General features: G+C 43.2%; 12 protein-coding genes. 4 read left to right on the forward strand and 8 right to left on the reverse strand.

What is annotated here, in order from left to right; genetic code table 11:
- Nucleotides 1–16: 16 nt before the first annotated feature.
- From HFA01_RS09270 to HFA01_RS09280, 3 genes are all read right to left on the reverse strand, one after another.
- Complete coding sequence (locus HFA01_RS09270) at nucleotides 17–1,318, reverse strand: Na+/H+ antiporter NhaC family protein (RefSeq protein ID WP_146815503.1); 1,302 nt, start codon at nucleotides 1,316–1,318, stop codon at nucleotides 17–19.
- Nucleotides 1,319–1,787: 469 nt separating this feature from the next.
- Nucleotides 1,788–3,110, reverse strand: coding sequence for an aspartate aminotransferase family protein (locus tag HFA01_RS09275; protein WP_146815505.1), 1,323 nt, complete (start codon nucleotides 3,108–3,110; stop codon nucleotides 1,788–1,790).
- Nucleotides 3,111–3,221: 111 nt separating this feature from the next.
- The gene (locus tag HFA01_RS09280) at nucleotides 3,222–4,604 is read right to left on the reverse strand and encodes a YjiH family protein (RefSeq protein WP_146815507.1); all 1,383 of its coding nucleotides are present in this window, start codon (nucleotides 4,602–4,604) and stop codon (nucleotides 3,222–3,224) included.
- Between the two features lie 188 nt (nucleotides 4,605–4,792).
- On the opposite strand from HFA01_RS09280, the gene cypC reads away from it, so the two are divergent.
- Nucleotides 4,793–6,043, forward strand: a complete 1,251-nt coding sequence (cypC, locus tag HFA01_RS09285) for a CYP152 family fatty-acid peroxygenase CypC (protein WP_146815509.1) — start codon at nucleotides 4,793–4,795, stop codon at nucleotides 6,041–6,043.
- A 50-nt stretch (nucleotides 6,044–6,093) separates the two neighbouring features.
- Here cypC and HFA01_RS09290 read toward each other — a convergent pair whose 3' ends face one another.
- Together HFA01_RS09290 and HFA01_RS09295 are read right to left on the reverse strand one after the other, a co-directional pair.
- Nucleotides 6,094–7,155, reverse strand: a complete 1,062-nt coding sequence (locus HFA01_RS09290) for an AI-2E family transporter (RefSeq protein ID WP_146815511.1) — start codon at nucleotides 7,153–7,155, stop codon at nucleotides 6,094–6,096.
- A gap of 125 nt (nucleotides 7,156–7,280) precedes the next feature.
- Entirely contained in the window at nucleotides 7,281–8,030 is a 750-nt protein-coding gene (locus HFA01_RS09295; protein ID WP_146815513.1) for an STAS domain-containing protein, read from the reverse strand.
- Between the two features lie 276 nt (nucleotides 8,031–8,306).
- Here HFA01_RS09295 and HFA01_RS09300 point away from each other — a divergent pair, with 276 nt between their 5' ends.
- The 3 genes from HFA01_RS09300 to HFA01_RS09310 all read left to right on the forward strand — a co-directional run bounded on the left by HFA01_RS09300 (nucleotide 8,307) and on the right by HFA01_RS09310 (nucleotide 9,476).
- Nucleotides 8,307–8,462 (forward strand): Fur-regulated basic protein FbpA, encoded by a 156-nt coding sequence (locus HFA01_RS09300; RefSeq protein WP_146815515.1) that lies wholly within the window; start codon nucleotides 8,307–8,309, stop codon nucleotides 8,460–8,462.
- A gap of 28 nt (nucleotides 8,463–8,490) precedes the next feature.
- A complete protein-coding gene (locus HFA01_RS09305; RefSeq protein ID WP_146815517.1) occupies nucleotides 8,491–8,793 on the forward strand; it encodes a MerR family transcriptional regulator in 303 nt (100 codons plus the stop codon).
- 152 nt (nucleotides 8,794–8,945) lie between these two features.
- Nucleotides 8,946–9,476 carry a YceI family protein gene (locus tag HFA01_RS09310; RefSeq protein ID WP_146815519.1) on the forward strand — a complete coding sequence of 177 codons (531 nt, stop codon included), beginning with the start codon at nucleotides 8,946–8,948 and terminating at the stop codon, nucleotides 9,474–9,476.
- A 238-nt stretch (nucleotides 9,477–9,714) separates the two neighbouring features.
- Here HFA01_RS09310 and HFA01_RS09315 read toward each other — a convergent pair whose 3' ends face one another.
- The 3 genes from HFA01_RS09315 to HFA01_RS09325 all read right to left on the reverse strand — a co-directional run bounded on the left by HFA01_RS09315 (nucleotide 9,715) and on the right by HFA01_RS09325 (nucleotide 13,030).
- Nucleotides 9,715–10,038 (reverse strand): CHY zinc finger protein, encoded by a 324-nt coding sequence (locus tag HFA01_RS09315; protein WP_146815521.1) that lies wholly within the window; start codon nucleotides 10,036–10,038, stop codon nucleotides 9,715–9,717.
- A 151-nt stretch (nucleotides 10,039–10,189) separates the two neighbouring features.
- Nucleotides 10,190–11,383, reverse strand: coding sequence for an MFS transporter (locus HFA01_RS09320; RefSeq protein ID WP_146815523.1), 1,194 nt, complete (start codon nucleotides 11,381–11,383; stop codon nucleotides 10,190–10,192).
- 15 nt (nucleotides 11,384–11,398) lie between these two features.
- Nucleotides 11,399–13,030, reverse strand: a complete 1,632-nt coding sequence (locus HFA01_RS09325; protein WP_146815854.1) for an SLC13 family permease — start codon at nucleotides 13,028–13,030, stop codon at nucleotides 11,399–11,401.
- Nucleotides 13,031–13,127 lie beyond the last annotated feature (97 nt).

Genomic DNA, 13,127 nt, shown 5'->3' on the forward strand with positions numbered 1-13,127 from the left:
TTTTATTTTGAATCCATTAATTTCGAATCGTAAACTTTGGAAAACGAAATACGATAGCCAGAACTCCCGAGAGAGCTAGCAGGATCGGATAAAAACAGAAAGGGACAATACTGACAGGTGAAATGCTTGCTACTCCTGCCACTGACAGAATTTGTGCACCATATGGAAGCAAACCTTGGACAGAACTGGAGAAGATATCCAATAAGCTCGCTGACCTTTTGGAGTCAATCTCAAACCGTTCTGAAATTTGTTTAGCCAGAGGACCAGCTGTCATGATGGAAATCGTATTATTGGCTGTAGATACGTTCACGGCGCTGACCAATCCTGCGATACTGAATTCTCCGCCTCGATTCGATTGAGCACCTCGACTTATTTTACGAAGAAGGAAATCAATGCCACCATTTTGACGAATCAATTCAACAAGTCCCCCAAGCAGAATGACCAGCAAAGCCAATTCCTGCATGCCGGCAAACCCGTCGCCTAAAAGAGTGACAAATTCTATTCCTGAAAAGTCCCCCATCAATAGGCCGATTAATCCCGCGAAACCAATACCTCCCATAAGGACGTAAATAACATTGATGCCCATAATTGCAAAAATAAGAACTCCAAGATACGGCAACACTTTTACAACGTTAAACGGATGGTCATCCTGGAGCGTGGAAGCTGCATCCGTTGTCAACACACCAAAAATAATAGCCGTTACGACCGCAGCCGGAAGGACGATAAAGAAGTTTGCTTTGAACTTGTCTTTCATTTCTGTTCCTTGTGTCCTAACGGCGGCAATCGTTGTATCAGATATGATGGAAAGGTTATCTCCAAACATAGCTCCACTGACGATCCCTCCCATCGTTAGAGCAACTGCGACATCTGTCTGCTCTGCAATACCCATCCCAACGGGCGCAAGAGCCACAATCGTTCCCACAGAAGTTCCCATGGAAATGGAAATGAAACAAGCGATGATAAACAAACCGACAATCAGCAAGTTTCCTGGTAATATGCTCAAACCTAAGTTGACGGTTGAATCAACAGCTCCCATCCCTTCAGCGACTGTAGAAAAAGCGCCTGCCAATAAGAAGATGATCACCATTAAGATAATGTTGGAATGCCCTCCACCTTCTGTCAATTGCTGTAATTTCGTCTGAAAAGCCGTTTTTCTATTCATAAAGAGGGCTACGAGAATGGCAGCAAATACAGCCACCAATACAGGCATTTTATAAAAGTCACCGGTTAGGATTCCAGAGCCGATAAAAAGCAAGATAAATACTCCAAACGGGAGCAGCGCCCATCCGCTCCCCTTATTCAATTCTTTTGTTTCCATAAAGATCCTCCTTAGTCAGGATTCGTTCCCCTATTCCTACCTATAATAGCTCTTTCATACTCTACAACACTCAAAGATGAGATATCAAGTTTTGAGACGCTTATATATTGAATGGAAAAAATAGGGTAGTGGAATGGATCCTATATATCATTCATTTATTGTTATGAATGCTACCTCCTGCTCTAGCCACAGTTTCTACAGGATGGCCATCATACACCGATGGCTACAGTCATTATTTCCAGGCTTCTTTTTGCGACGTTCACCACTCTTTTGCTCATCCCAGCAATTTATCGGCTATTCACTAAACCAAAAGGAAAGAAATCAGAAATCAACGCTTCCCCGGAAAAGTCGGCTATGTAAAACCCCCACAAACAATAAAGGAGGAGCGAAACCTATGCATGTAATGACCTCCCCTATTGTAAATAAACGAGGCGTAGCTGATATTCAGCTACGCCTTTTTTTGTTAACTTCATGACACAGGAGACATTCCAATCTCCATTTCATATGAAACCAACGCTTCTTCAAACATCTTTAAACCTTCACTGATTTGGTCCTTTGTAATGGTTAAAGGTGGAATCATCCGGATAATCTCAGTCTTATTTCCACCAAAGTAAAACAGCACCCCATTTTCAAGGGCTTGATCAAGAATCTTAAAAAGTCCTTCACTGTTTGGCTCTTTCGTGACAGGATCAACGATTTCAATACCAATCATCAAGCCAATTGAACGGACATTCCCGATGACAGGGTGTTTTTCCTGCAGCTCTTTCAACTTCCCAGCCGCATAAGCCCCCTGCTCCTTCGCATTTTCAAGCAGCTGTTCCTCTTCCATGACATCAAGAACCGCATTGGCTGCGGAGCAAGCGATTGGGTTCCCGCCGAAAGTCGTCGCATGGCTTCCAAGTGGCCATTGGTGCATCAACTCTTTAGAGGCCACTGTAGCACTCAAAGGCATGCCATTCGCAATCCCCTTAGCAATTGCCATGATATCCGGAACAACCTCGAACGTATCAGCAGCAAACCATTCGCCTGTTCTCCCAAACCCAGTCTGGACTTCGTCAAAGATTAGTAAAACACCATATCCATCACATAGTTCTCTAAGCTTTTTCAACCATGCTTTCGGAGGGACAACATATCCACCCTCCCCAAGCACAGGTTCTACAATGACAGCAGCGACTTCATCAGGTGTCACTTGATGGTCAAACAATCGTTGGAAGTCCTTCTCTAGTTGATGGACAACATAGACTTCCGGGTCATCCCCTTTCGGACTATCTTCCATTCTTGCAAAAGGGATGTGGTAGGACCCTTGAGGCTGCATAAATTGACGGTATTTACTCTTTGAACTTGTTACGCTTAAAGCTCCCATGGATCTTCCGTGGAACCCTCCAATAAAAGACACAATATAAGGCCGCTTCGTAACATGTTTCGCTAACTTGATCGCTCCCTCTACAGCCTCCGTTCCACTATTTCCAAAAAAGAAACAGTCCAGGATTCCAGGCATAATTTCAGCAAGGCGATCAGCCAGCTTTAATATAGATTCATAGATGATGACACCTGATGGTCCATGAGCAAGACTGTCTGCTCCTTCTTTAATCGCTTTAACTACTTTTGGATGACGGTGCCCTACATTTGTCGTAGCGATCCCGGACGTGAAATCTAAGTACTTCTTTCCGTCCACGCCGTAATAATAGCACCCTTCCTCTTTAATGACTGGCAGATTCGGATGATCTTTAGCCATGCTCGGGGCAAGCCTCTCCGACATCCGTTCTAATCGATGTGTCCAATGTTGTGTCATAGTGTTCCTCCTGATGTAATAGTCCAAGTTTCTAATGTATTTTGTTTTCATAATAAGAATAAAGGAGCTTTAGTTGAAATCTAGAAATCTCCTTCATTCCTGTAGGTAAGGTTAAAAGAATAATAGATGAGCAAGCAGAGCAGCAATCGGTAGAGTAATGACTGTACGCTGCAGGAAAATTACGAAAAGCTCAAAGAAATTGATCGGAATTTTGGATTTAATCAATAGGATACCAATCTCAGACATGTAAATCAGCTGTGTTAATGACATGACTCCGATAATGAAACGCGTCAATTCTGATTCAATCCCACTTCCAACCACAGCTGGCAGGAACATATCCGCAAATCCAACGATCATCGCCGGTGCGGCTTCTGCAGCCTCCGGAATTTGCAGCAGGTTCAAAAACGGAATGAACGGGTAGGAAAGCCATGTAAACACCGGGGTGAATTCAGCAATGACAAGGGCGATCGTTCCAAGAGCCATGACAAGGGGGATTAGGCCGAACCAAATATCCGCTACATTATAGATTCCTTTTCTCACTATGGACCCAGCACTTTTCACTTGATCGGCTTTGGCTACCGCCTGGTCAAGACCGAATTTGAAAGTGGATGTCCCTTCTGGCACAATTTCATCAATCTGTTTCCCGACAGGTTCGTGATACGTTTCTTTTTTCAAAGAAAGTGGTGGGATCCTCGGACAAATGACAGCTGCTACAATCCCGCAGACAACGACCGTAAAATAGAAAGATACGAACATATGATCAATTGATAAAAACTTCGCAATCACGAGACTGAACGCAATGGATGCAATTGAAAAGTTACTTGCAACAACCGCCGCTTCACGTTTGGAATAGTAACCATTTTCATACTGCTGGGTGGTCAACAGCACACCTACCGTCCCACTCCCCATCCACGAAGCCATCGCATCTACGGATGAACGACCAGGCAGCTTGAACAGTGGATGCATCACTTTTCTTACGACCGTTCCAATTAAGTCCATCAAACCGAACTCCAGCAACAGCGGCATAAATAAACTTGCAAATAGAAACCAAACCATTAGAACAGGAATCAAGTCATAGAGGACAACGCCCCCTGTCAGTTCTGAACCGATATAAGAGGGTCCTGCCTCAAGGAGCGTCAGAATAGCAAAAGCTGCTCCAAGGAAACGTAAAACGATCCAAAACGGTCCTACATCAAAAACATTCGCTATGAATGGATGATTTCTTATCTTGTTGCTTACAACTTTTACGCCCACACTCCCTATAGCGGAGAGCGAGATTATAATGGTCATAAACGCAGGAATCCAGGGGCCAAGGGCCGCTTGGAGCCCATCTGCCATCAAACCAAGTCCGATCGTCACCCGTCCATTAACAGAGATCGGGACGAGGAATAATAAGACCCCGACCAAAGATGGTAGAAAAAATTTCATCCATTGTTTCATTGTATAGGATGTGGATGTTTGAATACTGCTTACTTTTGATTGTTGAATAGCCATGATTCGGCCTCCTTTGTCATTTTTATGCATAATTAAGTATAAATAAACAATTTGCGATAGTTAGTAACTATACATTTTCATGCATGAAAATTCAATAGGTTTTATGAAGTTTTTTAAGACGGTTTATTCAGATGGAGAAAAAGGAATAAAGAAGATGATGAGATTGCTAGTATAGGAGGCGTTACATAATGACGGTTAAAGTGCCAAAAGACAAGACAATCGACAATACACTAGCCATTTTTAAAGACGGATACAACTTCATACCAAAACGGATTCAGAATCACCATTTGGATGTATATGAAACGAGGGTTTTAGGAGAAAAAGTAGCTCTCCTCAGCGGAATTGAAGGGGCAAAACTTTTTTATGATACCAGTCGTATGAACCGGAAGGATGCTTTACCTAAACGAGTATTGAAAACGTTGTTCGGTGAAGATGCCATTCAGACAATGGACGGGGATGCACACACGCATCGCAAGTTGTTGTTCATGTCACTCATGACTCCCGATGCCCTCCAGGAATTGTATGAAATCACAACGAAGAACTGGGCACACTTCACCAAAAAGTGGAGCAGCATGAAAAAGGTGACGCTTTATGACGAGTCCCGGGAACTGCTGTGCCGGACCGCTTGTGAATGGGCCGGCATCCCATTAGCGGAAAAGGAAGTAAAGAAAAGGACCAGAGACTTGAGTAATATGATTGATGGATTCAGTGCGGTCGGACCAAAGCACATCGAAAGCCGGAGAGCACGCAAACGGTCGGAAGAGTGGATAGAAGAATTAATCTTACAAGTTCGTAAGGGGAACCTTGAAGCAGAAAAAGGAAAAGCCATCTATGAAATGGCTATGCATAAAGATTTGGAAGGTCAACCGTTAGACGCACGTATGGCAGCTATTGAAGTATTGAATGTGATTCGTCCACTAGTAGCCATTTCTAAATTCATCGCATTCGGCGCTGTTGCCCTTCATGAACATCCAGAAACTCAAACGCGCGTCGCCCTGGATGATGAATATCTATTCCAGTTCGCACAGGAAGTCCGTCGATACTTCCCCTTCGTTCCTTTTCTCGGAGCGAGGGTCGACCATGATTTCACATGGCAGCAATACCCATTTAAAAAAGATCAACTGGTCTTAATCGACATTTATGGAATCAACCATGACCCTAAAATCTGGGAGAATCCGGATCAATTCAATCCCGAGAGATTCATCGACTGGGATGGCGGATTGTTCGACTTGGTTCCTCAAGGCGGAGGCGGGTATTATAAAGGTCACCGCTGCCCGGGAGAATGGCCGACCATTGAAGTATTGCAGGCAAGTTTTCGTTACATGACCAAGCATTTAGGCTATGATGTTCCAAAACAAGACTACAGCTACAGTTTGAAGAAGATGCCCGCCCTTCCTAAAAGCGGCTTTATTATAAGCAACGTCCACTTCAAAAATTGATAACTTAAAGTTAAAAAAGTCCAGGAACAAATTCCTGGACTCTTTTCTATTCAAGAATGATAGAGTCGATAAAAATCATACCCATGCTTCAGCAATACCTTTATTACGGAATAAGTAGGGACAGCGATAATCATCCCGACCACTCCATACAACGGTGCGGCTACCACAAGTAGCAAAATAACCGTTAACGGGTGGATATCTAATCGTTCTCCAAAGATCAAGGGGGCAACTAAATTCCCCTCTAATTGTTGGACAACAATAAACGTGATGATCACATAAATGGCCATGGAGGGTTCCTGCATAAGAGCGACCACAATTGCCGGTATGGCACCAATGACAGGACCGACAAAGGGAATAATACAAGTTAACATAACGAATATACCCAGGATTAGTGCATAATCGAGACCTATAATAACGTAACCGATGTATGTCAAAATGCCATCCACAGCAGCAATAGTCGCTTGTCCGATCACATAGGATGAGACTGTATAATCTAAATCTTTGAGCACTTTTTCTCCCCTAGGCTTATGTTTTTCAGGTAAGGCTCTTTTTAAAAAAGGAATCAGTTTGTCGCCATCTTTCAAAAAGAAAAACAAAACGAAAGGAACGATGATTAACACTGTGGTCGCACCAGCGATGGTTGAAAAAACACTCATCATGTGCTCACCAATCTGTTGAGTCAATCCACCGAAATATTCTGTTACACGCTGCTTAATGGAAGCAACAGAAACCATTCCCATATCATTTTGCTCAAGCTTTTGACCCGCCTCTTCTGCCGTTTGTTTGATTTTTTCAGGGAGTTCCGAGATATCCGTAATCTGTTTTTTTATCGTACCCGCTAAAAAACGGATACCTCCATAAATAAGCGCCCCGATTACGGCAAAAACAAAGAGGATTGCAACAGGCAGGGGAAGGAATTTTGATCTTGCCATAAAGTGTACAACAGGCCGCAAAATATAAAAAAGGAACCCAGCGATTAACATCGGATAAAATAAAGTCCCGAAAATCGTTTTGACTGGATTCAAAAGCTCTAGTTTTTCTAAAAAATAATACAGGATAAGGATAAGTATAGCCGCTGTGATGTACTTAAAAAATGAGTGTTTCATCCACATGTTCCTTCACCGTCCTTTTATCCAAATCATTCACTAAATGGACAGGTGATAAACTATAAATCATGCACCCTGACCAAATTCCTCTCCTACTTATGCAAAAGAGACCTGCCTGGGGCAAGTCTCCTTTAAGAGTCATATTGTATAATGTAACGTAATCCTGCGTAGGTATTTTTGAATGTTTTCAACCCTTTGTCGAAGTATTGGAAGGTAAGAGCAAGTTTTGGTGTAATCCCAACCACAAGACATTCGGTTCCAACTAATTGCAGCGACTGATTCAACTGTTTTAAATGTCTGCTGAACTGGTCATTGAATTTATGAATACCGCTTAAATCTATTAAAGCGTATTGGATATCACCTTCCGTACATTCCTTCAGTAGCGAGGAAATCAGATGATCCACTCTTTTTTCATCCAAATCACCAATGAGCGGAATAGCCACTGCATGGTCCCATACTTTCAGAATAGGAATGGAAAGGGACTCAATGAGATGATCCTTCCTCTCCTCTTCCTCAGCCTTCGTTGTTACATCCATTAACATGATGGTATAGTAACTGGTTTCCCCCTCTGCATTTTTCATTGGTGTAATGACTGTATCGGCGACAAATTTATTCTTTATGTTGATCCTCACTTGATGTTTCTTATTCAGTCTTTCCATACGATCCTGTTTCTTTAAAGAATCGGTATAAAAGTTGTCCATATTCTCCCCAATTAAATCGTTCACGTGCTCATACCCGAACATCGGAGCAATTTTTGTGAAAAGATTTTTGGCCTCATCATTCATCCACACCAGATCATAATTGAGGTCTGCAAGCAAGATGTTCTCTCCTATGCTATTCAGCGCATCTGTCATCGTTAGATCTGAAGTCATTAAAGCCATCCATGTTCCCACCTTATCCAATTAATTTTTCTTTATTATAATACCATTTCCTTTCCAGAGGTAGAGGTGAAAAAAGTCGAATGTGTTCATGTTATAAAACTTAACAATGTAATAGTTTTATGTTAGATTTTCTTACATACTAAGTGACATACATGATTTTTTCCGCTATTCTATATTCATCAGATAAGAATAGGAGGAGATCATCGTTCTTTTTCCAACCCGACGATTTACTGTGCCAAATAAGAAAGTATTTCACACATACGGGAGTGAACCTTAATGAAGAACCATTTGAGGACCGCCGTTGAGAGTATGAAAGAACATTACATCCAAAAACTTATTGATGCAGGAATGTATCAAGCCTCTGACGAAATGCTCAAATCGTTAACGTTAACGGAGCTCGAAGCGCTCGCTTCAAGGGTCGAACGACCATAAGGAGGTGCAACATCAAGGAGGAGAAGTGATGTCGTCTTACAAGCACAAAAAAGTCATTTCGATTGGTACGGTCAACGAACTTACAGGCCTTTCTCTCAGGCAGATCCGATATTACGAAGAGCGGGAATTGATTTATCCAGAACGTACCAAGAGAGGAACACGCAAGTATTCTTTTTCTGATGTTGAAACCCTCTTGCAAATTGCTGACAAACGAGAGGAAGGTGTACAAACGTACGAGATCCGGAAAGATTTACAGTCTTCCAATAAAGGGAAGGTAATGGAACGGATGCTTCGCGGGCAACTGAATGCCCATTTTCGAATGAACAAATGAATCCATTTACAGGCAGCCCGGACACCCCTAGGTCCAGGGCTTTTTTTTGCACACTTTTAATATCTCGACATAAAATATCTTGACTTCAAAATAATTGAGGAGTATAGTTTTATTTAGAATTAAAACTATTTTATTTCAAAGGAGAATGTAAGATGACAAATTTAACGTTGGATCAAGTCCACAGCAGCTTGAATTTCCAAATTAAGCATATGATGGTATCAAAGGCGAAGGGTGAATTTGAAACATTCGACGTAGAGTTTTCCGGTGATTTGAATGACTTACCTTCTGCCCAAGTGACCGTTACTATTCCGGTATCTTCTATCAATACAGGGAACGAACAGCGCGACGGCCACCTTCGTTCCGGCGACTTTTTCGAAGCTGAACAATACCCTAACCTTGTGTTCCGCAGCACTTCCATTAAAAAGGTTTCGGATGATGAATTCGAAGTAACCGGTGACTTCACCATTAAAGAAGTGACTCATCAGGAGACCTTCACCGTTGAATATAACGGGACATCCAAGAGCCCTATGGATGGCAGCACGATCGCAGGTTTTGATGTGAGTGGAAAAATTGATCGTGAAGTTTACGGATTAACGTATAATGCGGCTCTTGAAACTGGCGGTGTTCTACTAGGGAAAGAAGTTAAGTTTGAAGGGAACTTTGAGTTTGTTGTAGGGGAATAAATCTACACGATTTAAAAAAGGTGAGCCTAATTATAGACTCACCTTTTTTAGTGGATTTTTTATTCTCTATTGGTCTAGTTGGCGTTAAGTCACTTTTCTATAGTGCTAAGTCACTTTCAACACCGTTAGGAAACTTTGAATCTAAGTTAAGTCACTTTCACCTCTTGTTAAGGCACTTTCCAATCCTCTCCCCCCCTCCTCCTTCCAACATAAAAAATCCGCCCACGATGATGGACGGTTACATCTCAAAATATAAAGGATAATGCAGGCGGCAACCCTCATTAAATCCATGCAGACAAACAGGGCATTGAGACGACTTCATATATTCATGAATGGTTAACTCATGGCTGCAGCTTCCACATAAGATCGCACGCTCATCCCATTTGTGCTTTGGCCATTGACTCGGTTCATGGTCTGCTTGTTCCTGATGGCAGGAATAACACGCATAATATTCCCCGCAGCAGTGAAAACGTATGGCGATCACATCAACTTCACTGTGATAGTGCGCACAGCGTGTCTGATGGTCAACCTGATTTCCCTTCACGAGAGGAGTCTCTTCCATTTTATCCTCTCCTTTTCTTTTAACATCCATATCTATCACACTCTGTTTATTCTCATGATCAGAAGCACAAATTCATCTATCCGTATTATAACATGGGTCATTGCCATAAAAAGGTGTACCAGGTCATCCAGTATTTGGATAATGGTTTACATCACTCATTTTTATAGAGTGGCAGAAAGATAAATAGGAGGATGAGCATGAAAGTGACACTCAACACACCTGTCCATTGGTAGTTTTCCCATAGGGTACCGATGGCCGTGCTGCCCACAGCTACCCCGATGTAATAACTGATCAAGTAAAACCCTGAGGCTCCGCTTTTATGATGGGTCGCGGATTTGCTGACAAGGGCAGCGGCCATGGAATGAGCGACAAAGAAACCCATACAAATGAGGCAGAGTCCTAAGAGTACAAACGTTCCAGCTGGAAGTGCGGTAAGGGAGGCACCAGCGATGAGGATCGTCACACCAGTGAACATCACTTTTTTCAACCCAATCACATCAGACACACGTCCTGCCAGCGGGGGCGCGAGGACTCCAAATGCATAGGCAAAGTAGGTAAAAGCGATCCATTTTAATGACCAATTGAACGGATCTCCCTGTAAATGAAAAGGGATGTAAGTCCAAATAGCCGTAAAGACAATTTGCAGCAATACACCCATGAGGAACAAAACAAGCATCGACCGGCTCTTCAAATGAACCAGCATGCCTTTCAAATCATCACCGATGGACTGGTTTGTTTTTTCGAAAAAGCGTTCTTTTGGAAAAAGGACTAAAAATAGCAAAGCTGAGAGCAGTCCAAACGCAGCAAAAATATATAAGGTCGACTGCCAATTAAACAGATCTGTCACATATCCACCTACAACTCTCCCTCCCATTCCTCCGAGGGCATTGCTGGATATGTATAAGGTCATGGCTAGACCCAAGTGTTTATGTGCGACCTCAGCTCCTAAATACCCCATCGCTGCCGCAGGGATGCCCGCTAAAAAGAAGCCCTGTATAAATCTCACCACAACCATCCACCCGAATGTTGGCGTGAATGGCAAAAGGATGAGAGTCCCTGCTGTAATAAACAAGGAAACTTTCATGACAACAGCACGTCCATATCGATCGGCAGAAAAACCGAGGATAAATAGACCGACGACCATGGCGATGACACATGCTGACATGAGTAAACTGGATTCCGTAGCGGAAACTTTAAATTGGTCAGTAAACACAGGAAGCAGTGGTTGAAAAACATATAAGGTTGAGAATATGGATAAGGAAGCTAACATCAAAGCGGTGGTGACACGCCAAAATTCACTTTGTTCAGGCGTGTAGGGTTGTCTGTTCGGTTGTGCAGCTTCCATGTCCATCATCCTTTATTATGAGTTAAAGCGATTCGGGAATGTCGTTAAATCGATCCCCCAAACGAACGGTAAGTAGAAATAGATTGCGATTGTAATTAAAACGACGGCAACAATATTCAGCCAGAGTCCGGCCTTAGCCATATCCGGAATTCTTAAATAGCCACTACCGAAAACGACGGCGTTCGGAGGGGTTGCCACAGGCAGCATAAATGCACAGCTTGCCGCTACACCCGCTGCAATCATTAAGCTGTACGGGTGAACCGAGATCGCACTGGCTAGAGAGGCCATAATCGGAAACATCATCGTCGCTGTGGCCGTATTCGATGTAATTTCCGTTAAGAAGATAACGAGCGCTGCAACGATGACAACAATCAGTATCAGATTGACACCATCTAAAATCGTCAGCTGCGTACCAATCCATTCAGCAAGCCCCGTTTCCTGAAATCCAGCAGCAATAGCTAGACCTGCACCAAAGAGAAGCAGGATTCCCCACGGCAGCCCTTTCGCTGTGTTCCAATCCAGAAGATAATCTCCTCTTTTGTTTTTTGAAGGTATGAGAAAAAGGAGAATGGCTGCACTCATCGCGATCATCGTATCATTGATATTTTCATTAATGTGTACGAGTAAAAATGATCTCGATATCCACGCTACTGCTGTCAAAGCGAACACGGTCATGACAATTTTTTCTTCTACACTCATGACACCGAGCGCACGCCTCTCCTCCCCAATGACTTTTCTGCCCCCGGGCAGTTCTTTAATTTTCATAGGGAAAGCAATTTTAACCAAATAGAACCAGGCGAGTGCTAAGAACAGAATCGTCAGTGGAACACCGAACGCCATCCAACCAGCGAAGCTGATTTCGATTCCGTAGGTTTGTTCAACAACGGCTTTAAAAATCGTGTTCGGTGGTGTTCCGATTAGAGTTGCCAGTCCACCAATGGAAGCACTATAGGCGACCCCGAGCATGACCGCTTTACCGAAATTGAAATTCTCGTGATCCACTGATTCCCCTTTTTTCTTCAACTGTTCAGAAGCTTGATAGATAACCGCCATGCCGATCGGGACCATCATCATGGCCGTTGCTGTATTGGAAATCCACATCGACAAGGTCCCCGTAGCAACCATAAACCCAAGCACGATTTGTTCGGTGCTTGTCCCTACGGATGCGATGATAAACAAGGCCATCCGCTTGTGCAGGTTCCACTTTTGCATGGCAAGCGCAATAAGGAAACCACCCATAAACAGGAAGATCGTATTATCGCCATAGGAAGAAGCCGTCGCACCACCGTCCAGCCCTCCGGTGAGAGGGAAAAGAATCAACGGCAGAAGGGATGTTGCAGGAATTGGAATCGCTTCTGTGATCCACCACGTGGCAATCCAGATGGTACTAGCTAAAACAGCTACAGCACTTTGCGATAACCCGTCCGCCTCTAAAAACAAAAGTGTAAGCGCAAACAAAATTGGTCCCAAAAAAAGACCCACTTTCTGACGCGTATCAAAGGACGGCCCCGGGTCCTGACCTTCTGACTTCTCGTTCGTCTGAGACGCCGTTGACGTTCCGCCGCCACTTCCTTTCACCATAAAACTCAGTAAATCCTTTGCTTCGTAGTGCATCGTCCAAAGCCTGTTCCATGCCCCACTTAACATTGATTGTGCACCCATGCTTATTACCTCACTTTCCATTTGTCAAATATGTATGAATATTTACAAATTTTATCATAAAGTCCAACTTCTTGTAACAAAT

The organism is Halobacillus faecis (assembly GCF_007991335.1).
Taxonomy (GTDB): domain Bacteria; phylum Bacillota; class Bacilli; order Bacillales; family Halobacillaceae; genus Halobacillus; species Halobacillus faecis.